Here is a 24,355-nt window from a genome sequence, read left to right as displayed (position 1 = left end):
GAGCCAGGATCAAACTCTCCGATAAGGGTGCCGGCCGAAGCCGGCGTTTATCTCAAGCTGAATAGCTCAAAAAGTTAATGCTGACGAGAATTTCTTCTCATTTGCTGTTTGTAAATTCGTTCTGTTCAGTTTTCAAGGAGCTTACTTAATGTTTGCGTCACTCGCGGTGACAAGAACTAATATTATCAGGTTTGTTTTTGAAATGCAACCCTTTTATTAAATTATTTTTAAAATGCCGTTTCACTCCCGGCATTCTTGGGTATATAGGGATTTTTTAGAAGGTACCAACCCTATGAGCTTTCTCTGAAATGCAGTATCGCATAGCGAACTCTAAGAACTTGTCTGCATTGCAATATCGCATAGCGAATATCCCGTTGGTTAGTTGTTTCGCTATCTCTCATTTGATATGGATAAAAATGAAGGCACGGCAAATCCGCCAGGGTAATTTGTCCGCTGTAAACTTTACGAACGCAAATCGATAATTAGTTCCGAGGTCCACGTCAATAAAATACAATGCTTCTGCCCCTCCCCCCCGATTTCTATAATGGACGGGTGACCTGCGCTTAGGTGGAACTATATATTAGAAATAACGAATATTAGCGCTTTGAACAGATTCTAGATTTCTATATCTGCATTCCAATCATCTCCCTGAGCATATAAAAAGAAACCAGGCCTGCTTATGGCCTGGTTTCTGGTCTATGGACTGTTATTGCCCGGACAAATCCGTAAAGCTGCACGCGGCAAATAACTAGGACTGCTGAACACCGAGCAGCTCCAGGAGCTCCTGCTCGTCGTCTATGACACGGATGCCAAGGGACTGAGCCTTGGCGAGCTTACTGCCGGCACTCTCGCCGGCAATGACGATGTCCGTCTTCTTCGAGACGCTGCCGGTCACTTTGGCGCCAAGGGCCTCAAGCCGATCCGCTGCTTCGTCCCGGCTCATCGCGCTGAGCGTACCGGTCAGCACGATCGTCTTGCCGAAGAAGGGATGGCTCTCGTCCGCCGCGGCGGCGGGTTTCTCTTCTGCGCGAGGCTGGACACCAGCCGCCTGCATGCGGGCGATGCTGTCTTGCATGAGCGGATCGCGGAAAAAGGTGTAGATGCTGTCGGCGACAATCCCGCCGACATCATGCAGAGAGATCAATTCTTCGATCGACGCCTGCATGACTTTCTCGAGGCTGCCGAAATGATCGGCTAGCACGCGGGTAGTTGTTTTGCCTGTATTCGGAATTCCAAGCGCGAACAGGAAGGAAGATAAATCGCATTCCTTGCTTTTGTCGAAGGCGGCAAGGAGCTTATTGGCTTTTTTCTCCCCGAATCTATCGAGGTTAATCAGATCGTCATAAGTCAGCTTGTAGAGATCTGCCGGATCGCGTACTCCGCACTCCTGATACAGCTGCTCGGCTGTCATCACGCTGAACGTGTCGATATCCATCGCATCCCGCGATGCAAAATGTGTAATGCGGCCGATCATTTGAGGGCGACAACCCAGCCGGTTCGGACAGAACAAATGCGCACCGCGCTGCTCCAGCTCTGTTCCGCAGGCAGGACACTGGGTCGGGCAGACAATTTCTTCCCCGTCGCTTTCTTCCGTCGCTTTCCCCAGAATTTCGGGAATCACATCATTAGAACGGCGGATGTAGACCAGACTTCCCAACGCATGTCTCAAGTTCTTACGCTCGATATCTCCGATATTGTTAAGCGTACAGTTCTGAACTGTTACACCCGCCAAATCTACGGGCTCTACCCGTGCCACCGGCGTGATTTTACCAGTGCGGCCTACTTCCCATGACACGGATTCCAGCACTGTCGTGACTTCTTCCGCCTCAAATTTGAACGCAATTGCCCAGCGCGGAAACTTATCCGTATAACCGAGAACTTCACGCGTACGCATATCGGCCACTTTGACTACAGCTCCATCGATCAGAAAATCATAACTAAGCCTCTCAGAGCCGATCTTCTCCAACTGGCTCATGACATCATCAATGGAATCGAAATAATTGGTATCCGGGCTGACCTTAAAACGGTTGTCTTTGAGAAAGGCCACCATCTCCTGATGGTTATCAAAGCGGATATTGTCCGAGTACCCTACATTATAGAAGAAGGCATTAAGCTTGCGCTGTGCCGTCGTCTTAGGATTCAAGTTCCGCAGAGCACCGGCAGCAGCATTCCGGGCATTCTTAAGCGGCTCGGCCGCTGTCTGGTTGTATTGATCCAGAACGGACAAGAACATCAGGCCTTCACCCTGCACTTCGATAATCCCATCTTTGTATGGAATCTCAAGCGGAACAGAGCGAATGGTCTTCACCTGCTCCAGAATACCCTCACCAACAGCTCCATTACCACGAGTGGAAGCCTGTACCAAACGTCCTTGATCATACGTGAGGTTCAGGGTGAGTCCATCGAATTTGAGCTCCACGACAAAGGTCGGATGCGGCAAAGGCTGCTCAGGGTTGTTCTTGTTATAGTCCCCCACTAGCTTGAGTACGCGTGTAAGCCACGCATTCAGCCCTTCTTTATCACGAGTCTTGTCAAGGCTCCAGAGCCGGGACAGGTGCCGGTGCGGCTCAAAGCCTTTGAGCAGTTCCCCGCCTACACGAAGAGTAGGGGAATTGGGTAGAGTCGTCCCCGTTGTCTGCTCCAGCTCAACAAGCCGGTCATAAAGCTTATCGTACTCCGCATCGCTGACCACCGGACGATCCAGCGTGTAGTAATTATAATTATGCGTGTCGATAGCTTCGATGAGGGTCTTCATCTCCGAAGCGAAGTCGGTCATCTGCATTCTTCCTCTCCGTCAAATAAAAGTTACTGTTTCGTAATCGGGGCGAACTTCGCAAGAAGACGCTTGACACCTACCGGGGCAGGAAAGGCTATTTGAAGCTCCGTATCGTCGCCCTTGCCCTTCACCGCGACAATAACGCCCGTACCCCATTTGCCGTGCGAGACCTTATCACCCATTTTGAAACCTTCTGCAGGCTGGTTGCCCGCAGGAACAGCTGTACGGGGGGCACTCCGAACCGTACCGGTCGGTTTACCCATTGCCGAAGGCTGGCCCCAGGATGTACCGCTGGAAGCCGTCTGCCCGAAGCCTGTCCCTGAAGTTCCGCCGCCGAATCCGGATGAACTGCGGCTGCCGAAGGATGTGCCGCCGCTGCGGGACCAGCCCGAGAACGTGCTTCCTCCGCCGCCGGAAGCCAGCACTTCCATCAATTCCTGTGGAATCTCCTTCAAGAAACGGGAAGGGGGATTCGCGCTTGTCCGGCCGAACAGCATGCGCATTCTCGCGCAAGTAAGGAACAGTTCTTTCTCAGCGCGCGTAATCCCTACATAAGCAAGACGCCGTTCCTCCTCCAGCTCTTCATTATCCGTGTTCGCGCGGCTATGCGGAAAGACGCCTTCTTCCATTCCGATAATGAAGACTACGGGAAATTCCAGTCCCTTGGCACTGTGCATAGTCATGAGTACAACAGAGTCCTGCGGCTCATCATCCTTGTCCATGGAATCAATGTCAGCAATAAGGGCAAGATCCGTCAGGAAAGAAACCAGGGACTTGTCCTCGTTGCGCGTCTCGAACTCATTCGTAACGGATAGGAACTCGTCAATGTTCTCGAGGCGCGATTTGGATTCCAGCGTATTCTCCCTTTGAAGTTCCAACCGGTATTCACTCATTTCGAGCACTTTCTCTGTCAGCTCAGTAACAGATAAATATTCGACCATCCGGTTCAGATTAAAAATCATTTCGCGGAAATCAGCCAGAGCATTGCGCGTTCTTGCCGATATCTCCAACGATTCCACTTCTTCCAGCATCGCATACATCGAAATTCCGCGACGGGCCGCGAAGTCCGCTACCTTATCCAAGGTAGTGCCCCCGATCCCCCTTTTCGGAACATTAATAACGCGAACAAGACTAATATCATCATCCGGATTGGAAATTAATCTTAAATACCCGAGAATGTCCTTAATCTCTTTGCGGTCGTAGAACTTGATCCCACCTACGATCTGGTAAGGGATATCCGACTTAATTAAGATTTCCTCTATAACCCGGGACTGTGCATTCGTACGATACAAAATAGCGTGATCGGCGTATTTTTTGGCCGCGGCCGTATTCTTGTTAATTTCCCCTGCTATAAAATAGCCCTCATCATGTTCGGAATCCGCCTGGTAGACACGGATTTTATCGCCTTCCCCTTTGTCGGTCCACAAGTTCTTGGCCTTACGGCCTGTATTGTTACCGATGACCTGGTTAGCCGCCTGAAGAATGGTCGAGGTGGAGCGGTAATTCTGCTCAAGGAGAATAGTCGTCGCGTTCGGATAGTCTTCTTCAAAATTCAGAATGTTGGTGATATCCGCGCCCCGCCAGCGATAAATAGATTGGTCGGAGTCCCCTACAACGCACAGATTCTTGGATTTGTCGGCCAGCATCTGGCAAAGCATATACTGGGCGCGGTTCGTATCCTGATATTCGTCGACATGGATAAAACGGAACTTATTCTGATAGAAATCAAGCACCTCAGGCACGTCCGTAAAAAGTTGGATCGTAGACATGATAAGATCATCAAAATCGAGTGAATTATTGCTTTTGAGCTTCTTCTGGTACAGGGTGTACACTTTGGCCACAAGGCCGTCAAAATAATCGCCAACCTTCTGTTCAAAGCGCTGAGGGGTGACGAGTTCATTCTTGGCTGTACTGATTGCCGATTGAACCGCTTTGGGTTCAAATTTCTTCGTATCTATGTTCAGCTCTTTCATGCAGGTCTTAACAACAGAAAGCTGGTCACTTGAATCCAGGATGGAAAAGTTCGAGTTAAATCCGATCCGGTCGATGTCTTTACGCAGGATACGTACGCACATCGAGTGAAACGTAGATACCCAGACATCATTCGCGGACGGTCCGATAAGCTGGCTTACACGATCCCGCATTTCACGCGCGGCTTTGTTGGTAAAAGTAATCGCCAGGATACTCCAGGGCGCTACTCTTTTGGCTCCGATTAAATAGGCGATCCGGTGCGTAAGCACACGGGTCTTACCGCTTCCCGCTCCTGCCATAATGAGGAGCGGGCCATCGGTCGCTTCAACGGCTTTGCGCTGCTGCGGGTTAAGCCTCTGTATAGCTTGCTGTATATCAATCATGGAAGTACCTTCTTTCCACGGCCCCTCCGGCTGCAGCCGGCTGCCGCTTATTATATCAAGGCCTGCACAGTCTCCAGTGCACGCTCCAAGTCTTCATAGATAAGATTGCCTACGACGATAGTGTCGGCCGCTTCCGCTGCCATTCTCGCTTTCTCAGGTCCGTCTATTCCGCCCCCATAGAAAAGACGGGTTGTCTCCAGCACCCGCTTGGTGCTGCGGATCAACTCCATATCTCCGAACGTACCGCTGTACTCGATATAGAAGATTGGCAGATGCAGCAAATGCTCCGCCATCCGCGCGTATGCCTGCACGTCTCTTGCGCTTAAACCCGTACGGGCTCTAGTTATCTTGGCTGCAGTCGAATCTGCATGTAAGATGACGTATCCCTCCACAAGGATCTCGTTCCAATCCATCATAGCGCCATATTCCTTGATCGCTTCATGATGGCGGCCTAGAATCCAATCGGGATCTTCCGCATTTAGCACCATAGGTATAAAAAAGAGATCGAAACCAGGGACAATTGCCTCCGAGTCAGACACCTCAAGCACACAAGGCACTTCATACCCGCGTATGCGTGAAAGCAGGTCGACGGTATTGTCAAACGTAACGCCGGAAGAGCCTCCTACAATAATAGCATCCGTACCCGACAGGCAGATCCGGTCCAGGGATTCATCCGATATTTCCTTATCGGGATCAAGCTTAAACACGTGTTTCCATTTGGAACTGTCTACGATCAAAACGTATCTTCCCTCCGCTCAAGCATAGGCGGAAAGCCCGCCTCTCTGCACTTCAATACCCTCAGTCTATGCTACGCGTCAGGGTGTGTCAAATGACGAAAACTGGCTTCTTTTTATTATAAAACAGGAATATACGTTCGCGAAAGAGAGAATTTCTGTTAGACCATAAGAAAGAATCTCGGGAGAATGCTCTAACGGCCAAAAAGAGACCTCCCCGGATTCTTGCGCCGGAGGATCTCTTCAGAGATGTATGTATGAAATGCCTGTAGGCCGGAGGTTATTTCTTGACTTCGATCTCGAATACTTTCTCCACATTAATAGCCACGTGATCGTTCTGCTGGAGGGAAAGCTTAATGGTGTGCTTGCCAGGCGGGATGTTCTCTAGCCGAACCGGAGCATCGGTTTTGAGCATGGCTTTCTGGACTCCGTCCACATACAAATGCAAATGTCCCTGTCCATCTGTATGAGTCTCCCCTAATCTGTCCCCCGCGATGGCCAGATTGCGGACTTTGTAGGAAATGGTAGCGGCCGTGCCATTCTGATCAAGCTGTGCATCCAGAGCCGGCAGACCGCCTGCAGAAGCAAGATCAGCGGAGGTATCGGATTTGTTCAGAAGACTACAGGCCGTCAAAACACTACTGGATGCGAAAAGAAGGAGAAGCAGAAGGACCGAGGACATTTTGAAACGCGTTGAACGCATAAATGAACACTTCCTTTACTAGAAATAAGTTACTTGGACATCCCTGTAACTTGTATATGTGGGACAAAGGATTTTCATACCATGTTCTTTGTTCACGACGGACAAAGAAAAGAGCGCCCTCTTAAAATGAGGGCGCTCCTGATCTAGCGCTGCGGACTCCGTGCCGTGCAGCAGGGAAAATTACCGGTGACGCGGCGGCCCACCGGTATAAGGCGGAGCAGGCGGCGTGTACGCGGGCGCCTGCTGCGGAGCGCCCGGAGAACCGGGGCGCTCTGCTCCTTGACCGCCCATGTTCTCCGGGCGGTCGTAAGGCGGCTGCGGACGGCCGTAGGGCGCAGCCGCCTGCTGCGCAGGCAACCCTGGGCCGCCGCGCAGGTTAGACGGCCCGGCCGACTGTCCGTAGGGCCGAGGAAAGGCCCCGTCCGATTCGGAACGGACGGGCGGACGGGCTGCGCCGAACGGCGGTGTGCCGTAGGCGGACGCGGCGCCGTTTGCCGGCACAGCGGCGCCAATCCGCGACGAAACGCCGCTTCCTTGCGTGCTGGCGCCATACGCCGGTGCCGGAGCAGGCATGAATGGGCGGGCACCGTACGCCGGCGGGCGAGGGGCCGCAGATGGCGGGCCGCCCCACGCATAAGCATTGCCGTAGGCGGGCACTGGTCCGTTCGCTGGCGACCCGTCCCCCGCTTGAACCGTGCGGGCATCTACAGGCAGCACTTCCCTGGTCGGGGGAGAACTGCCGTACGAAGCGGATATTTCACCGACAGGTGCGCCTTGTCCGCCCTCAATATAAGGCATACGGCCGGAATCCGCCCCCGCCCCCGAAGGGATTGAGGGAGCAGAGACAAACGAGCCGTTATCCGAAGCGGCAGCGGAATCCGAATCAGGTACCACCGGCCCACTCGTATTGCCCGCAGCGGAAGCAGATGTGTCAGCCGCATAGATATCTTCTGCATGAAGCCCATTCCCCATAACAAGGAACCCTCCACTCTGAAATGAAGGCGGCTGAAACGGCTCTGCAGGAGGCAGCTCTGCCGCCGAATTAAAAACCGGAACCGGTTTTTCCTCAGGCTCCTTCAGCGGATCCGCGAAAGATTCCGTAAAGTCATCCGCGGAATTCGCCCGAGACTCCACGAACTTGTCTTGATCCACAAGCAACTGCTGCTGGCTGTACTCTTTGCGGATCAAAAACTCGAGCTCCCGGAGTGCCTGGTCATGCCTTGCAATTTCCTGCTGTACTTCGGCCGGATTGGCTTCATGAATTTTACGCTTGCCCATCCGCACCGCAATTACTTGATATAAACGGTCCTGATCATCCAGTGTCTGCCGCAAAAGCTCCCTGTACAAGGCGCGTATTTGCGGCTGGTCGGCGTTCCAGGCCGCCGCTGCATACTTGGAAGCGAGACGTTTAAACTCAGCCACAGCAAGATCCGCAAGATCCCATTCTGTTTCCGCCTGACTGGCAGTTTGTAGATTTACCTGCATCATTAGCACCTCCGCAATTGGATAAGAACATGCAGCATACAACCTTTCTACATGTACTCGTTAAATTTCCGTGCCTCTGAGCGCAGTCAAAAGCTGCCGCGCTCTTGCGAGCCGGAGTTCAGCCAATTCGCTGAAAACACGGCGCAATTCAGGATCCGACGAACGCTCCGCACCTTCGGAGCATCGCTTGGCCAGCATATCCTCGAAACGGATCAAATCCCCCAACGACTGCAAATCCGGTATAGTTAAAGCACCCATCCGTTTCAAGCCTGCCGCGGGTATTTGCGTCTCTTCCCTTGGGTTAACAATGTCAGGTTGCACGTCTGATTCACTCCCCTTCCACTTCGATTACCAGTCTGCCGCTCTATCCTTCAGCCTGTATGCTGTGTCTATCATGCCCATATTTAACCAAAGCTATGTAGTCTACTGCTTAACTGACCTAATAAAAAAAAAGGACAAGGGCATGAAAGCCCTTATCCCTCGCTTATTCGCTTTAATGCCTATCCGCCGCTACCTTCAGACTTCGGAGCTCCCAAGTCCGCCAGTTCCTCTGCAAACGAGGCCGGTATGGCATACGCCCATTCTCCCCCCTGCCTGATTACCCAGGCTGCCTGTTCGTCGGGGCGGGCTTCATACGTACTTTTAAGATCTTTGCCATCTATCGTTTCGACGATCTCCATCGTCCAATCTACTGCTTTGACAGCCGCCTCCAGTGCCGGTTTGGGCATTTGTTCCGTATCCATGGATCGTACCCTCTCCAGCATTTGAACAGCTTCTGCGCCTTCGATCTCCTTGCCGCCCATCTTCCATTTGGATTCGGCGGACGGTTTGTCGCCTTCATTTTTTACCAAATCCCACTTGCGGTTTTTCCAGTTGAACGAAATGCTTTTTACCCGATCATAATCAAATTTCACCGGATTCGTTTCTACAAAATCGAGCGGCCTTTTATTCAGCGCCGTGATCGAAGATTCATTCACCTGATAAACTGCCGGGGAATCGTTAAGCTGAACATACACATATCCCTCAACAGGTGTCGCTGATCCGATCCTGACCTCCTTGGTTGTTCCATCCGACAGGCTAACCCGATACACGGAGGACGGCTCAGCCAGTCCGAACTTGGCAAGATCCGATGCGTGCTCATCTACAGCCCGCTCCTGTGTCAGCAAATTAAAGGAATCGATCCAGCCTTCCGTCAAGTTCGGGTTAAGCGGGGCGGCAGAGGGCCTCGCCATGGACCATCCGTCATCATTACGGATAAGCTCAATCACCGGCTGGTCCTTATTTTCAATGGAGAAGCTCTGTACTTCTTGAACATTAACTTGAACGAGTGCTTTGGCCTGCTCAAGCGGCTGTTGTTCTTTGAAAAAGTCTTGGCTCCAGGCATACCAGAGCCCTCCGAGGAACACTACCAGAAGCAGGCTCGGCATGAACTTCTTCATCCTTTTCTCCTCCTCCACCAGATGAAACCGCCAAGGAGCAAGAACAACAGCGGGAATATGACGACCGCACCCAGGAAAATGATTTGCGCTTGACCCGGTGTCAGAGCTGCTGTCTGGTATGCTTCATTCTGCCTTGGCCGAATCGTAACCTGATCTTTCTTCTCTTGCAGCCAGCCTATACTGTTCATCGCAAAATCCCGATTTCCTTGTACGGTAATTTCACCATCCATCAGGAAGGTTGAACCACCGAGCAGAACGGCTTTCGGTTTGCCCTCTTTGTCTTCAACCGCATAACCCAGATTGAGAGGCCCGGGGACGTCCTTATCGTCTTTATCCGTCTTCGACTGCATCAGGCCGGCAATATCCGTCTCTCCATACGCACCAGCGGTTGACCGGATAAGAGGCGTGCTCGTGAAACCTTCCTTGTCTTCCGCATTTAGCGCGACAGTCAGCGACATCATCGTAAGCAGGTTATATTGGGACAGTTTGCTGGTGATCGCGTGAGTGCCGTATTCGGGAATCAGGGTAAGCGGATCATAAAGCGTGCTCTGCTTGGTCTCGATTGCTACCGCATGCTGGTCCTTAATTCCATACGTGTTCATGATAGCATCGATGTTTTTCCAGCTCGTTGCCATGTCTTTGCTAAAACCCAGCGCTACGTAGATCTTGCCTTTTCCGTCCAGGTACTGCTTAATAAGCTCGGTTTCCTTATCGTTCAGATCGGTCTGGGGTCCGATCAGCAGAAGCATCTCCGCGTCATCCGGAATTTTGCCTTCACGGTACAGGTTAAGCTCCTGAACCGTATAATTCTCGCCTTCCAGACTGGATTTCAAAGCTGTCATTTCCTGCAGTGTGATCTCCTGATGTCCCGAGAGGAAATACACGGTGTGTTTTTCCTTGCTGGTCAGACTCTTGAGCGCCTGCGTCATTTTCTCCTCACCTGTAAACTGGTAAGAACCGTCGCCCGCCCCGCCCGTGAACATTTCAGAGAAGGAGACGACTTTCTTCTGGTCTCCGCTTTCAAAAATAACACTGCTCTGCTGAACGCCATACTGCTGCGCTTTAGACGGCTCCTTGAGCATGTCGTACTGCTTAAACGTAATTTTATTGTTCCGTTTGGTGTATTCCTGCACCATATCCGTGACTTCCCGTGTCAAGACCCCTTCGGAATCTTCCATAGGATTGGTAAAAGCAGTGATTTGAATATCTTGATCTAAGCCCTGGAGAGTACCAATGGTTTGCTCCGAAAGTGTGTACATTTTATTTTTGGACAAATCGAGCTGAAAATCTTTTAACGAATGAAGAAAGAAAGTCAGCAGAATGAAAATGCCAATGACCGCAACGGTGAGTACCGCCGTATTTGTACCGCGCAACAGTTTCTTCATCGCCGTCACCTCCACCGCTTTCTTTCAAGAGTCTGCATGCTGAGTATAATAAATAGGGCCGCCAGTGTGACGAAGAAAAGAATGTCCGGACCGTGCACAATACCCTTTTGAAGATTGATTACGCGTCCGCTGAGCGAAAACTGCTCAATCCACTCCCGGAACTTCCCGTTGAAGCCTTCCGCCACCCAGTCCATCATCCAGAACAGCAGCAGAATCGCAAAGCCGGCTATACCGGCGACCATCTGGTTATTGGACAGCGTCGAGGCGAACAGCCCGATCGCCATCATAGCCGCCCCCAGCAAAAACATGCTTAAGTAGGAAAGCCACAGCACGGGCTGATCCAATGTGCCAAAGGCCGACATGATCAGCGGATACACGAGGCTGCAGAGTGTGAGCAGGAAGAGAACAATTAACGCGGCCAAATATTTGCCCAGTACAATCTCCCCGGTACCGGCAGGAGAGGTCAGCAGGAGTTCATCCGTCCCATGCCGGAACTCGTCCGCAACCAGCCTCATCGTGAGAAGCGGGATAATGAACAAGTAGATGAAAGAGGTGTTCCCGACCACATACCGGACGTCAATCAGACTTGGCTGGATCATGACAAAATTAACATAAAACATAATACTCGACACGAGGATGTAAAAAGCAAATGCGACGTAAGATGTCGGGGAATAAAAAAACAACTGCAGCTCCTTGGAGCAGAGAGCCCACATTCTACGCATCTTCGCCACCTCCTTGCGGAGCGGCGGAATCCGCCTCATTGGCTGAAGCTGATCCAGCTAACTTCTCATCTGTTGTCAGCTTGAGGAAAATTTCTTCCAGACTGAGTCTCTCCCGCTTCATCTCCAGAATCGGGTAACCCGCCTCGGCCAGTTGGAAAAATACCGGCTCCCGGATGTCCGTGCCGCCCGCAGCAGACACGCGAAGCTTAACGGTGCCGTCTTCGAGGACTGCGGCTCCGCCAATATGCGGATCACCCCCCGCTCCGCCACACTCGCCGGGGCTGCTAAGCGCTGACGCTCCCAGCGGACGCTGCCGTTCCTCAGCCGACGCTGCGCTGAACGGTAAAAGGCTGGAGGCTGTACCTGCCGCCTCGGCCTTGTCAGCGCGAGGCTCGCCCGCTGCCGCGGTGTCCCGCGCATCGGCTTCGCTCCCCGCAGCGGCATCGATGATGCTCCCATCGCTGCCCAGCACCTCCACCGCGGCCACGCCCGGCGTAGCGCCCAGCAGCCGCACGATATCTTCGCGCGGCCCTTTCACTTCAAGCGACACCTCGAACGTGTCGCCCATCGTGCGCCCCAGCAGCTCGGGCTTCTCGTCCAGCACAATCTGTCCCTGGTTAATGATCAGCACCCTGTTGCACAGAGCGTTGATCTCGGGCAGAATGTGCGTGCTCAGAAGCACGGTATGATTCTCGCCGAGCTCCCGGATCAGCCGGCGGATCTCGATGATCTGCTTCGGGTCCAATCCCGAAGTCGGCTCATCGAGCACAAGCAGATCGGGCTGATGCACGATTGCCTGGGCGAGACCCAGACGCTGCTTGTACCCTTTGGACAAGCTGCGGATAATCTGGTGCTCCCGGCCGCCCAGCCCGAGCTTCTCCATGATTTCGCCGATTCGTCTCTTCTGATCTCTCGCGGGAACGTCGCGCAGATCGGCAACGAATTTCAGATAAGCCCGTACGGTCATCTCCGGGTAAAGGGGCGGCGTCTCGGGCAAGTAGCCGATTGAGCGGCGCGCTTTACGAGGGTGGTCCGCCATGGATAGACCATTCACGTGAATGCTACCGCTCGTCGGATTAAGATACCCCGTAATCATCCTCATCGTGGTTGTTTTGCCTGCTCCGTTGGGTCCCAGGAAACCTACAATTTCACCGCGCTGCATCGTGAAGCTAATTCCGCTGACTCCTCTTGAATTCTCGTAGAGCTTACTGACTCCGTTCACTTCCAGCAATACGGACTCCTCCTTTGTCAGAAAAAATATTAATAACAAGATCATCCCCGCTAAGCTTCTTTTGTCAGACTGCTTTCTTTTGTAGAATCCGTACTTACTATAGCTGGCACACAATAAAAACAGCTTAAACAAAACTGAATCTTGGATTAAAAATATGTGTCCAAATTATGAAGATGTATAGGTAATACTCTCTGATCTTTATCGGACAATCGTTTTTAACTCTCTAAACTAGAGTGCATTACTTACTTTTATACTTCCACTTTATAACTATTACTTATTAACAATTTTATCTAGTTCTAAGGGTCTTATAATGCATTTTTATTCTAGTTCAAAAGTACCTTTTAACTTATTTTTACTGTATTTTTGTCAAAATGCGTCTTAAAACCCTGTTTCATCTCGAATCCCTTGTGGTAATGCAACCCATATTGTGGAAAGGAAGACGATGTGAAGGAGGTGCTGCGTTGTTCATCTGGGTCTGGCTTCCTCTATTAGTCCTTCTCACTGTGGCCGTTATAACGGACTTGAGGCGCAGACTTATTTATGACTGGCTGACCTTGCCGGGTCTCCTTTATTTTGTGGGTATCCATTTATTTCTTGGCGACTTGGGTTTAACTCAAACTTTGGGAGGGGCTCTAGGCCTAGGAGGGATTTGTTTGCTCATCGCCATGGCCAGTAAGGGGCAGCTTGGAGGCGGGGACATTAAATTGTTCGCGATGATCGGGGCGGCAATAGGTTTTACGCTTGGGCTGCAGGCCCTTATGCTTACGTTCATTTTGGCTGCATGCATCGCTTGGCCGGTTCTGCTCTTACAAAAATTGAAGAAGTCCGGCGCAAAACGAGTAGACCATTTACCTATGGCTCCCTTTATCGCTGTCTCCACCCTGATTCTTATAGGCTTATGAGAGGATATGAATGCGGATATTAGCTTTACTAACAACACTTATATACCGAAATATTCCGAAAAAAATGTTCCGTCAAAAGCACAGTAGAGGTGTAGCCATCCATGTTCGAAACGAAAAGACGCGCCCTGTTATTCATGACCATCTCCATCGGGATGGCGGTCGTTGCCATTCTGCTGTTCTCCACTTACATCTCGAATACCCAGGCAAGTCTGGGCGAGATGGTTACGGTTCATGTAGCCGATGGCAATATCGAAGCCGGGAAACCCATTCCGGACAACCTGATTGCAACCAAGGAAATTCCGAAGAAATTCATGCTCCCTTCCCTGATCCAATCGAAAGATGAATTGAAGGGGAAGATCTCGATGGTCCCTATCCCCAAAGGAGAAGTTCTTACGACAACCGTCCTTCGGGACGACACGATTCTGTCCGACAAATACCGGCAGGTCATTTTGCGGGCACCTATAGCGGTATTTGACGATGCTACGATTAGCGCATTAGACAAAGTAGATCTAATTGTCACTTATGAATCCGAAGATGCGCCCAAAGCCGAAGAACAGCCCCATTCCTCCGGGCCGAGTGACAAACGGATCACGAAAGTTCTTTTCAAAGATATTACGGTGAACACGGTCGGTCTGAAAAACAATAATGAAATTGTAAATATGGGAGTCGTCCTGACTCTGGAGCAATCCAAAAGCGCAATATGGGGGCTTAATTACGCCAAAGAAATCCGGGTGTTAAAGAGCGGCTCCCAGAAAGCATCTAAAGAAGGAGGCGCTGAGAAAAAATGACGGCTCCGAAAATCTCTATCGTCTGCGACGATAACCGGCTGACCCAGCAGCTCGCCCAGAACATTCATTTTCACAATATGGCGGTTGGGGAGCTGATCGACAAGCCACGCGAGGCGGCGCTGCAAATTGACCCGAGGGAACCCCGGGTAATCCTGCTTGTTGAATCAGAGGACAACCCCCATGTTGCCCAGACGATCCAGCAGATCCGCAAGGTCAACAGCACCGCGCCCGTTATTTTCCTGAGCAAGCAGGCGGACTTCTCTACGCTTCGTGAAATTTACCGCTGCGGGGTTACGGATGTCATCCGTGTGCCGGAAGAGCTGGATCAGCTCGATAAGGTGCTGGAGCGCGCTATGCAGACGCTGAAGCAGAACCGCCACAAATCGGAGCTGAGCAAGACATCGGCAGCCGAGCTGTCCGGAACTGTTATCTCGGTCTACAGCGGCAAAGGCGGGTCCGGCACCAGTTTCCTGGCTGCCAACCTTGCGAACGCTATCGCAGCCAACAGCGAGATGCGCACGCTGTTAATCGATCTGAATCTGCAGTTCGGGAGTATTCAGCATCTTTTCAACTTAAAGCATGACCGGAATATCGGGGATCTGAAGTCGGTTCTCCAAGAGCTTACCTTCAGCCAGCTTAACAACGTGATCAGCAGAACGGAGGCGTCTCCGCTCAGCATTCTGCTGTCGCCCAACCATCCGCAGGAAGCGGAAATGTTCCACAGCGAGGATATCGAGCTCTTACTGTCGGCCTGCCGCCAGCATTTTGACTGCATCATACTCGACGTGCCCAAAGAGCTCAATGAGATATCGATCAGTGCTTTAAGCCAGTCCGACAAGATTCTGTATGTCGTCAATCTCGAGCGTCCATCTATCGTCCGCATGAAAGATGTGCTCAACATTCTCGACCGCTACCATCTGCTCAAAGAAGATATTGTGGCTCTGGTGGTCAATAAATTCAGCAAGAAGCAGGATATTTCACTCGATGATCTAGGCAAAATGAGCAGCCTTCCGGTCATCAGCAAGATATCGGATGATTTCAAAGGGCTCCAGTCTCACTTCAATCTGGGTGAGCCGCTGTCGTTCCAGCTCAAGGATAAGAAGCTGAAAGGGCCTGTCCGCGATCTGGCCGGATTAACCTCCGACTTACTGGTAGCTATGGGAGGCGATAAGAATGTCCATCTTCCAAAAGCTCAGTAGCAGGCTCGATGAGCAAGTCCAGGTGGAGAAAACTTCTGAGGACTATCTGGACTTCCTGTTTCAGCACTACAAGGATCGTCTCCTGAAGGAGACCAACCTGGATCATCTTATCAAGCTGCCGCTCTATCAGAAGCGCAAAACGATCGAGAAGCTCATTACGGAGATGCTTGAGCAGGAAAAGGTCATCATCACCCAGCAGGATAAAACGGATCTCTTGAACATGATTCTCAATGACTCCGTCGGCTTCGGACCGCTTGAACCGCTTCTACGGGAGGAAGACATCACGGAGATTATGGTGAACGGGCCAAACGAAGTCTATATTGAACGAAGAGGTACCATCACACTCTCTGATGTAACCTTCAAAAGCCACGATCATATCCGTCATATTATCGACCGGATCGTGGCTCCTATCGGACGCCGGATCGATGAGAGCTCTCCGCTTGTGGACGGACGGCTGGAAGATGGCAGCCGTGTGAATGCCGCCATACCGCCTGTTGCCCTGCACGGGCCGGTGCTGACGATCCGGAAGTTCAAGAAGGACCCTTATTCGATGAATGACCTCATCGGATTCCAGACCTTATCGCCGCAGATGGCCCAGTTCCTGGAGATGGCTGCCGCTTCGAAGCTGAACATCATCATCTCCGGGGGAACCGGAAGCGGCAAAACGACCCTGCTCAATGTGGTCTCCGCCGCCATTCCTTTAGGCGAGCGGATCATCACTATTGAGGATATGGCGGAGCTGCGGCTCGGCCGCAAGAATGTCGTATCGCTGGAAGCACGGCCGGCGAATATGGAAGGCTCCGGCGAGATCACAATCCGCCAGCTCGTCCGCAACGCGCTGCGGATGCGGCCAGACCGGATCATCGTCGGTGAGGTTCGCGGGGGCGAAGCCATGGACATGCTCCAGGCCATGAACACGGGTCACGAAGGCTCGCTTACGACGATCCATGCCAATACACCGCAGGATGCCATGTCCCGGATCGAAGCCATGATCTTGATGAACAATTCGTCTATGACGGCAGAGGTCGTACGTCCGTTCATATCGGCGGCCATTCATCTGGTCGTGCAGACGCTTCGCTTGACGGACGGCACACGGAGGATAGTCTCGATAGCGGAAGCGGTCACACAAGACGGACAACTTAATTTGAAGGAAATTTTCGTCTTTAATCGTAAGAGCGTTGAATTAAACGGCCGCATTATTGGAAACTTCGAAGCAACCGGTTATGTGCCCGATTGCGCCAATCGGATCCGCTCCTTCGGAAACGAACTGCCAAGTGATTTCTTCCTTCCGAAGGGAGGCTCGATAAACCATGCGGGATGAATGGCTGCTCTATGGAGCCGTGTTCCTGACCGTCATGTTCGGCGTACTGGCGGTTGCAGAGATCACCTCTTCCCGTAAACGACAGAACGCGCTGAATAAGCAGCTCAAACCGCTCTATGCCGAGCATGCGCTGAAGAAGGACTCCTCGCTGCGGCGGGCCGAGCAAAGGCTCAACCGGACTGAGTACGGCCGAGAATGGGAGGATCAGCTCAGAAGCGCCGATCTGAAGCTTTCGCCGGCGCATTGGCTGCTGATCCGGCTGGCTCTGTTTGCAGTCGTAACCGTGCTGCTTACTGCGCTGCTTGACCTGAAAGCTCCGTATAACCTTATCGCCGGATACTTCGGCGTCCGCATCTGCGCTAAGCAGTGGCTGAAGGGCCGGCGGCTGAAGTATGCCGAGCAGATCAACCGCCAGCTGCCTGAAGTGTGCCGGATGTTATCCAGCTCGGTGCGGGCCGGACTCAGCATCCAGCAGGGCATTGAGATGGTAGCTAAGGAGCTCAAAGCTCCGGCGGGTCCGCTGTTCATGTCCATGTCCAGCGAACTCCAGATAGGTACAACGCTGGATGAGGTGCTGGAAAGACTGCATGAGCGATTTACCAGTAAAGATATCCAGCTCTTGACGCAGACCATTCTTGTTCAGCGCAAGGCAGGAGGCAACCTGAGCCAAGCTCTCGATCATTTGGCGAAAACGCTGGAAGAGCGCTCCCGAATGAACAAGGAAATCAGCAACCAGACAGCGGAGTCCCGCTATATCGCGATTTCCCTTGCCGTGATGCCGCTGTTTCTTGTGATCGTGTTCAATACCGTATTCAAGGGCTTCATTATGCCGATTTTCACGCTGCCGGGTCTGATTCTGCTTGCTGTGGTCGTTGTTATGATGCTGGTTGGCTTCATTCTTATCCGTAAAGTTTCTCATATAAAGGCGTGATTGAATGCTCACCTGGATTTATGTACTGCTGGCAGCCGCACTTATCAGCTGGATTGTATTCGCCTTATTGTTATGGCGCCTGCAGGTTAAAAGAATCGGGCTGCTCCAGCAGCTTCAAATTATTAAGATCACACCTAAACGCAAAAGGCAGAAAGCATCCGACAAGTTTAAAGCCGCTGTCTTCCAGTGGTCGGACCGCCTTTCTCCGCTCGGAAAACGATTTAAATTATTCGTAAGCGACAAAGATTTGGAGAGAAGGATCGCGCTTGCCGGCCATCCGAACGGGCTGACGCTAGACTCATTCCACGGCTTCCGGTTTCTATGCTTGTTCATGGGACTGCTGATCGGCACATTCCTATCCTGGCTCGGCCTCGGAGGAATTGTCCAGATCTTGCTCATCCTGGTGGGACTCTTCCTCCCCATCGTATGGATCCGTTCAGCCGCATCGAACCGGCAGCAGCAGATCGGGATTGAGCTGCCTGATTTTATGGATACCATGAGCGTGACCTTACAAGCCGGCGTACCGATGGACCCTGCCATTAAGCAGATTACGCGCAATATGGAGGGGCCGCTGAGCGAGGAGCTGACCCGTTTCCAGCAGGAGCTGGACGTTGGCGTTCCACGTGAAGATGCTTACATGCGGATGATGAACCGCAATCAGTGCAAAGAGCTGGAGACGCTGGTTCTTTCCCTTATCCAGGGCAGCAAGCTGGGCGTGCCTATCGCCAATACGTTCAAAATTCTAGCCAAAGACATGCGGGAATCCCGGATCGGCTATGTCAAGGAACGTGCGGCTAAAGCAGGCCCGAAAGTAACGATGATTACAACGTTCGTCATCCTCCCGGCCGTCCTGCTCTGTGTGATGGGATTGCTGGTGCTTAACTTTATTTACAACCCGGAAGGAATCGGAATCGATTGGAGTGCTTTTAGCTGATTCCTGATTACTGATTACTGGTCGAGCCTACGAAATGAAAGCAGCTTCCATCCTGAATACTTACCCGCACTTGAAAGGAGGTGACATACATGAGAAAGCAGCTAGGAACATGGTTATATGCCGCTGGGCAGCGTACAATCCAGCCCCTCCGCAACCAGAAAGGCGCGCAAGCTATTGAATATATCGGCGTAGCCGCACTCGTGGTTGTTCTGATTATGGCGCTGATCAGCGCATTTGGAGATGGCGGAATTGCCGAAAAACTGGTGGGAAAGCTAAATGAATTTATCGATAAAATTAAAATTTAGTAGAACGCAAAAGTCAGGTGACGGTATGAAGTGGCTTCGAAATGAAAGAGGCTCCCAGGCCATAGAGCTTATTGGCGTGCTTCCGCTGTTCCTGCTTATGATTCTGATCGTCTGGCAGTTTGCCCTCGCCGCCAGCACGGCCATTACGGCCAAAGCAGCGGCGATGGAAGGTGCCCGGGCAGCGATGACCGAGGATATCATGGATACGGATTATGATATAGCCGCACGTAATATTGCTACCGGCTATGTCGTAAAAGAAGTAAGCCGGAGCTACTCCGGCGGAGGGGATAATACCTATGTAACGGTCTCCGTTACCCTGGAAGCCCCGCTTCTGACGAACAGCCAGTTGTTTGATACCACAGGACTATCCATACCCATAACCTCTGAGGTTACGATCCGTAAAGAACCGAAAGAGGATCCATAAAGTCTCCCCGTCCGGCAACCGGGGAAGACTTTGATTTTTTTCAAGAGAGGGGACTATTTATGTACCGTAGACTGATCAGGCTGGCACTTCCTTTGTTAGTGATGCTTTTTGCAACCGCCTGCCTGACTGTACTATCGGCGGCGGCACGGGATATTGATGTAGGCTATGATTCCCGGACCCTTACTCCCAAACAATCCGAAGGACAAGACAACATCCGGATCGAAACAGCCAATCCGGCTGATATGGCGCCAGATCCCAACGATCCTAACGGCGATGGGACGCCTGGCGGTGAAGATACTCCGGGAGGGAAAGATACTCCCGGTTCAGACGAAACAGGAAACGGAGACGGCGGCACGGACAACGGCAAGACAAATCCTGGTGGAACAACCCCGGGATCCGGCGGCTCGCCGGGAGCAAACTCGGGCGGCCAGAACAATCCGGGCGCAGATGGCCAGCCTGGCGCTGACGGTTCACCTGACGGGGAAGGCCAGCCGGGTGCGGATGGCAGCCCCGGTGCCGATGGAAACCCTGAAGGCAATGGAAATCCGGAAGGAGACGGGAGTCCCGGCGGACAAGGAGACCCGAACGCCGATCCCCTCAATCCGGATGGGGATCAAGGAGACGGAAATTCACCGTCAGGCAATAAACTCAATCCTCCTAAACTGGACCCGGGTGCAGGCACGGATGCCGGAGAAATAGATCCGGGCAAAACCGATTCTGATAAGACCAAGGAGCCTGATAAGCCTTGGTACGAAACTTTATGGGACAAGGCAACAGATTTTGCCAAAGGAAGTGTGGCCGGAGCCATTGGAGCAGGCATCGTAATCGGTGTCGTTGTAATCGGGGCCGCTATTATCGGTGTTACCATCGGAGCACCTGTGCTTATCGCCGCAGCTGTTGTCGGTATTGTCGCAGGCGGCATCTATGGCATCATGTCCGGAGAGAACTTTAGCTGGACCAAGGGAATCGGCATTGGAGCATTAGGTGCGATCGGTACGATAGCGGTAGCACAGTCCGGTGTAATAGGAGCTATACGCGGAGGAATCCAGCTCTTCAGAACATCCGGGTTCAAAGGCGGAATGAGCAGCATCGGTTCCCGGATCGTCGCTTACTCCCGCGGTACGTTTACCAGCGTGCGGAACGGATTATCTGCGCTTCGGGGGGCTACGATTAAGGAAACGTTCATGAATGCAGCAACTGCGTTCGGCAAGACCTTAATCAGCAAAAGCTTTAATGTCACGATGTTCTCTAACTTTGGAATCAATCTGGCCGTTAAAGTAGCTTTCGAAGGAAAGCTCCCTACCTCCACGGAATATCTTCAAATGGGAGTGGAAAGCTTCGTAGGCGCACTGGTTATCGACAAAGTGGCCAACGTGCTCGGGTCGGAAGCAGTCAGCAAATTCGGTAAGCGGATGGCCAACTCCGTAGTCAGCTTTGCCGAGGGTCTTTTCGTTACTCCTTTTATCAAAGGCGAAAAGCCTAATTATGGAGAGGCCGCTCAGACAAGCTTCATCAAATCCTTTATTATCCAGCCCATCTTTAGAACGAGATTGAACCAGGTTCGTCTGGATAGAGATATCGGCACAACAGTCGATGAAGTCAGAGTCACGGCACCGGGATTCAGTGATGCCAATGTCAGTCAGAGACAGATCACGAACCGATCCTTGGACCGGATGTGGCAGAACGGAGAAATCAATCCGAATGCCGTAAATAACAATACGTTAAACCAATGGAATAACAACGGAAACCAAGTGACGCAGAGACAATTCGACCGCCTGCTGGAAAACCAGAACAATCTGGATAAGGTAGCCAATCAGCAGCAAGTGGTCGAGAAAGCGACCGAGCAGACTGCGAATAAAGCGGTTGAAAATCAATATGGTCTAAAGGGCGGCAAGTAATCGCCGGACAATTCTGCGAAAGACAAGGGCGTGAATGTTATTTATGAATTTCTTAAAAGATGTCAGTGCCGACCGGCTGGGCAAATGGCTGGGGATTTACACCCTGTTTTTCTTCCTGTGCGGTCTTGTTATCGCTTATTTGGGAGGAGATCATGATTATATTTCATATCAGACAGGTGTCATACTAGGCGCCCTGCTCCTCCTCCCTGGTTTGTTCCTGCTCATTGCCCTTTATATCAAGGCAGACCGCCAGACGAGGAAAGGATACAATCTCCGCCTGCTGCTTGTCCTTGCACTCGTTGCTGCCAAGTATGCGTTCTTCTAAAGTATGACACTTTAACTGCACAAAGGATGTGTCCCGCTTGAATTCCTTAAAGCTTACGCTGCTGACGATCAGCACAGCCGCCCTCCTGGCAGCCGGATGCAGTTCGGAAGAAAGCAGCCCGTCTGCGGAAGCAGCACCTACCGGATCGCCCTCCGCCTCCCCGGCCGCATCACCAAGTCCCTCTCCTTCCGGTTCTCCTTCCCCTGCGGAGATCGGCAAGAAGAAGGTTGAGGTAGAGGTGGTGGCATCCGAGCCGCAGGCTAGCCCTGCCGCCAGCGTCCAAGTGACGGACATCGCCGGACATCCCGCCGAGAAGGCCATTACCTCTCTGCTTGAAAGCGGAGCGGTGATGGCCGATAGCGGCGGACAGTTCCGCCCGGGCGAGGCGATTACCCGCCGGGAATTCATCCATTGGATGTATGGTTTTGACTCCAAAGGGATTAAGCCCCGTAAGCCTCAAAAAGCCAGCTTTACGGATGTGACGGTCAGTGATAAAGATTTCGACCTTATCGAGGGCTTGCAGGGCGCCGGTGTCGTAACCGGATTCCCGGACGGCAGTATGAAGCTGGACAAGGAGTTGACGCGCGAAGAACTGGCTCTGCTCTGGGGCTGGTACCAGAGCGCCGACAACGTCGTCAGCCCGCTGATTCCGCTCGCAGCCGCCGAGATCAGCTACCGCAAGTACAGCGACCGCGAGAAGGTCGGTGAGATTTTCAAACGTGCGGTAGGCCATTACTCTCAAAACAAGCTCATCGTCAAAGCCTTCGGCGAAACGCCGGCACTCAGCCCGCAAGGCTCCGTCACACGCTCGGAAGCGGCGCTGTGGATCGCCACCTACTATAACGAGTTGACGGGCGACGAGAAGACCAAATTCGAACAGAGGCGGCAGAACAAATAGCCGGCCTGCGAAAGGAAGGGTTCCGATGGAACGCCAATACTCTGGAATCAAAGCGGCTCCGGCCTCCTGCCTGCTGGCGGCGCTTCTGCTCAGTTCTGCCTGCTCCGCGGACAAACCCGCCGCCAGTCCGGCCGCTACACCTGCGCCGACAGGGACGTCTGCGTCACCGGAAGGCGGCTCTGGCGGTGACGCCACCTCCTCGCCCCGCGGTCCCCTGCGCGTGAAGGACATCGCCGGCCACATCGAACAGGAGGCCATTGTCAAGCTGCTCGCGTCTGGAGCCGTGAATCTGGACGGCGAGATGTTCCAGCCGAATGAAATGATTCAGCGCGGCGAATTTCTGGCCTGGGCGCACGGATACGATCCGAAGGACACCGTCAAGAAAAAACCGGACCAGCCGGTATTTCAGGACGTCCCGGCCGACCATCCGTACGCAGACCTATTAGCCGGCCTCAAAGCTTCAGAACGGGTCACCGCCATGCAGGACGGCTCTTTTCAACCGGATAAGGAGCTGACGCGCGAAGAGCTGGCACAGCTGTGGGGCTGGTATCAGCGGACCGAGCGGATTCTAAGTCCCAAGCAAGATTACTCGGACACCTTCATGAAATTCCGCAAAGACGGCGATAAGGTTCAGGAAATTTACCGGGTCGCGGTCGACCATTATATTTTCTTCGACGATTTCTATCATCAGGTGTTTGGAGATGTTCCCCGGCTTAATCCTCAAATGGCCGTAACCCGTGCAGAGGCGGCAGCCTGGATTGTCAAGTTCTACGAGAAGAAGGAATCCTAACCATGAAACCTATCCGTATGTTCAAAAATACACTCAGCCCCCTGCGGAATGAAACCGGCAGTACTTCGATTCTTACAGTTTTCACGCTTGGCGCTGTCATTATCGGGAGTGTATGTATGTTCTATTACTTTACGGTTTTTATAGAAAAAAGGCAGGCCCAGAACATTGCGGATACCGGAGCCATAGCAGCCGTACAAACCCTCCGGGACGAATTCCAGAAGAAAATGGAAGACGCATCCGAAGAAAGCATGAGCAACCTCCTCGAGAAAATCGACAAGTATATCGAATCGTTTCCGGAAGAGGACAGGCCTACCTTCGAAGAAGCCGTGGAGAACTTCCTCGGGTCCGGCGAACTGACTGAAATCGTGAAGTCCCATGCTTTCAAAGCCAAAGATCACTGGCTCCTGGTTGTTAAACACACCCATTTTGCCAGCGACTATACGGCAGAGAAGAATGGGGATAAACTCATGGATGCTTATCTGCAGAACAGTGAGCTCATCAAGTATGCGGCCGTTACGGCCATTGAGCAGAACAAAGGGAACTCACTGGTGGGGGAGATTGAATTTCCGTTTGAGAATGAAAGCGGCGAACCCCCCAAGCTGCTGCTCAAAGCGGCCCGGACGTTGAAGATTGACGGACTATCCTTCGAGAAAGATCTGGATGCGGCGGCGGCAGCGAACGTGTCTTCCAAGGACTTCGACATTACAGTTAGAGCGGCACCTGCCCGGATTTCCTGGTAAATGGTAAAGAATCACTGGGAATAGCATGGATATACAAATACACCCCTTCGATTCATCGGAGCAGCTGAGAT

General features: G+C 52.3%; 23 protein-coding genes. 13 read left to right on the top strand and 10 right to left on the bottom strand.

Annotated elements, in window-relative coordinates; genetic code table 11:
• Positions 1 to 748: 748 nt before the first annotated feature.
• From ligA to AR333_RS21905, 10 genes are all read right to left on the bottom strand, one after another.
• Entirely contained in the window at positions 749 to 2,776 is a 2,028-nt protein-coding gene (ligA, locus tag AR333_RS21950) for an NAD-dependent DNA ligase LigA (protein WP_068777514.1), read from the bottom strand.
• A 29-nt stretch (positions 2,777 to 2,805) separates the two neighbouring features.
• A complete protein-coding gene (gene pcrA / locus AR333_RS21945; protein ID WP_068777513.1) occupies positions 2,806 to 5,130 on the bottom strand; it encodes a DNA helicase PcrA in 2,325 nt (774 codons plus the stop codon).
• A gap of 50 nt (positions 5,131 to 5,180) precedes the next feature.
• A complete protein-coding gene (locus tag AR333_RS21940; protein ID WP_068777512.1) occupies positions 5,181 to 5,867 on the bottom strand; it encodes a heptaprenylglyceryl phosphate synthase in 687 nt (228 codons plus the stop codon).
• A 277-nt stretch (positions 5,868 to 6,144) separates the two neighbouring features.
• Positions 6,145 to 6,567: a hypothetical protein gene (locus tag AR333_RS21935; RefSeq protein ID WP_068777511.1), complete on the bottom strand. Its 423-nt coding sequence runs from the start codon at positions 6,565 to 6,567 to the stop codon at positions 6,145 to 6,147.
• A 180-nt stretch (positions 6,568 to 6,747) separates the two neighbouring features.
• Complete coding sequence (locus tag AR333_RS21930; RefSeq protein WP_172798922.1) at positions 6,748 to 8,055, bottom strand: hypothetical protein; 1,308 nt, start codon at positions 8,053 to 8,055, stop codon at positions 6,748 to 6,750.
• 57 nt (positions 8,056 to 8,112) lie between these two features.
• Positions 8,113 to 8,373, bottom strand: a complete 261-nt coding sequence (locus AR333_RS21925) for a hypothetical protein (RefSeq protein WP_253735946.1) — start codon at positions 8,371 to 8,373, stop codon at positions 8,113 to 8,115.
• Between the two features lie 179 nt (positions 8,374 to 8,552).
• Positions 8,553 to 9,491: a DUF4340 domain-containing protein gene (locus AR333_RS21920; RefSeq protein ID WP_068777509.1), complete on the bottom strand. Its 939-nt coding sequence runs from the start codon at positions 9,489 to 9,491 to the stop codon at positions 8,553 to 8,555.
• Positions 9,488 to 10,876, bottom strand: a complete 1,389-nt coding sequence (locus tag AR333_RS21915; RefSeq protein ID WP_068777508.1) for a GldG family protein — start codon at positions 10,874 to 10,876, stop codon at positions 9,488 to 9,490. The genes AR333_RS21920 and AR333_RS21915 overlap by 4 nt, the downstream gene beginning before the upstream one ends.
• 5 nt (positions 10,877 to 10,881) lie before the next feature.
• Complete coding sequence (locus AR333_RS21910) at positions 10,882 to 11,598, bottom strand: ABC transporter permease subunit (protein ID WP_068777507.1); 717 nt, start codon at positions 11,596 to 11,598, stop codon at positions 10,882 to 10,884.
• Complete coding sequence (locus AR333_RS21905; RefSeq protein ID WP_068777506.1) at positions 11,591 to 12,829, bottom strand: ABC transporter ATP-binding protein; 1,239 nt, start codon at positions 12,827 to 12,829, stop codon at positions 11,591 to 11,593. The genes AR333_RS21910 and AR333_RS21905 overlap by 8 nt, the downstream gene beginning before the upstream one ends.
• Positions 12,830 to 13,290: 461 nt before the next feature.
• Here AR333_RS21905 and AR333_RS21900 point away from each other — a divergent pair, with 461 nt between their 5' ends.
• The 13 genes from AR333_RS21900 to AR333_RS21840 all read left to right on the top strand — a co-directional run bounded on the left by AR333_RS21900 (position 13,291) and on the right by AR333_RS21840 (position 24,284).
• Positions 13,291 to 13,731 (top strand): A24 family peptidase, encoded by a 441-nt coding sequence (locus AR333_RS21900; protein ID WP_068777505.1) that lies wholly within the window; start codon positions 13,291 to 13,293, stop codon positions 13,729 to 13,731.
• A gap of 101 nt (positions 13,732 to 13,832) precedes the next feature.
• On the top strand, positions 13,833 to 14,519 hold the full coding sequence (locus tag AR333_RS21895; RefSeq protein WP_068777504.1) for a Flp pilus assembly protein CpaB: 687 nt from the start codon (positions 13,833 to 13,835) through the stop codon (positions 14,517 to 14,519).
• Entirely contained in the window at positions 14,516 to 15,718 is a 1,203-nt protein-coding gene (locus AR333_RS21890) for an AAA family ATPase (RefSeq protein ID WP_068777503.1), read from the top strand. The genes AR333_RS21895 and AR333_RS21890 overlap by 4 nt, the downstream gene beginning before the upstream one ends.
• A complete protein-coding gene (locus AR333_RS21885; protein WP_068777502.1) occupies positions 15,693 to 17,039 on the top strand; it encodes a CpaF family protein in 1,347 nt (448 codons plus the stop codon). Before AR333_RS21890 ends, AR333_RS21885 begins: the two co-directional genes overlap by 26 nt.
• Positions 17,029 to 17,970: a type II secretion system F family protein gene (locus AR333_RS21880; RefSeq protein WP_068777501.1), complete on the top strand. Its 942-nt coding sequence runs from the start codon at positions 17,029 to 17,031 to the stop codon at positions 17,968 to 17,970. The genes AR333_RS21885 and AR333_RS21880 overlap by 11 nt, the downstream gene beginning before the upstream one ends.
• A 4-nt stretch (positions 17,971 to 17,974) precedes the next feature.
• The gene (locus tag AR333_RS21875; protein ID WP_068777500.1) at positions 17,975 to 18,904 is read left to right on the top strand and encodes a type II secretion system F family protein; all 930 of its coding nucleotides are present in this window, start codon (positions 17,975 to 17,977) and stop codon (positions 18,902 to 18,904) included.
• Between the two features lie 89 nt (positions 18,905 to 18,993).
• The gene (locus AR333_RS21870; protein ID WP_068777499.1) at positions 18,994 to 19,209 is read left to right on the top strand and encodes a Flp family type IVb pilin; all 216 of its coding nucleotides are present in this window, start codon (positions 18,994 to 18,996) and stop codon (positions 19,207 to 19,209) included.
• A gap of 25 nt (positions 19,210 to 19,234) precedes the next feature.
• Entirely contained in the window at positions 19,235 to 19,633 is a 399-nt protein-coding gene (locus tag AR333_RS21865) for a TadE family protein (RefSeq protein WP_068777498.1), read from the top strand.
• Positions 19,634 to 19,692: 59 nt separating this feature from the next.
• A complete protein-coding gene (locus AR333_RS21860) occupies positions 19,693 to 21,531 on the top strand; it encodes a collagen-like protein (protein ID WP_068777497.1) in 1,839 nt (612 codons plus the stop codon).
• A gap of 43 nt (positions 21,532 to 21,574) precedes the next feature.
• Complete coding sequence (locus AR333_RS21855) at positions 21,575 to 21,856, top strand: hypothetical protein (protein WP_156430983.1); 282 nt, start codon at positions 21,575 to 21,577, stop codon at positions 21,854 to 21,856.
• 37 nt (positions 21,857 to 21,893) lie between these two features.
• Positions 21,894 to 22,754, top strand: a complete 861-nt coding sequence (locus AR333_RS21850) for an S-layer homology domain-containing protein (protein WP_068777495.1) — start codon at positions 21,894 to 21,896, stop codon at positions 22,752 to 22,754.
• Between the two features lie 25 nt (positions 22,755 to 22,779).
• Positions 22,780 to 23,544, top strand: a complete 765-nt coding sequence (locus AR333_RS21845) for an S-layer homology domain-containing protein (protein ID WP_068777494.1) — start codon at positions 22,780 to 22,782, stop codon at positions 23,542 to 23,544.
• A gap of 2 nt (positions 23,545 to 23,546) precedes the next feature.
• Positions 23,547 to 24,284: a hypothetical protein gene (locus tag AR333_RS21840; protein ID WP_068777493.1), complete on the top strand. Its 738-nt coding sequence runs from the start codon at positions 23,547 to 23,549 to the stop codon at positions 24,282 to 24,284.
• Positions 24,285 to 24,355 lie beyond the last annotated feature (71 nt).

The organism is Paenibacillus sp. FJAT-26967 (assembly GCF_001541095.1).
Taxonomy (GTDB): domain Bacteria; phylum Bacillota; class Bacilli; order Paenibacillales; family NBRC-103111; genus Paenibacillus_F.
The sequence above is the reverse complement of the archived record's forward strand: the minus strand, read 5'-3'. Positions and strand labels throughout refer to the sequence as shown.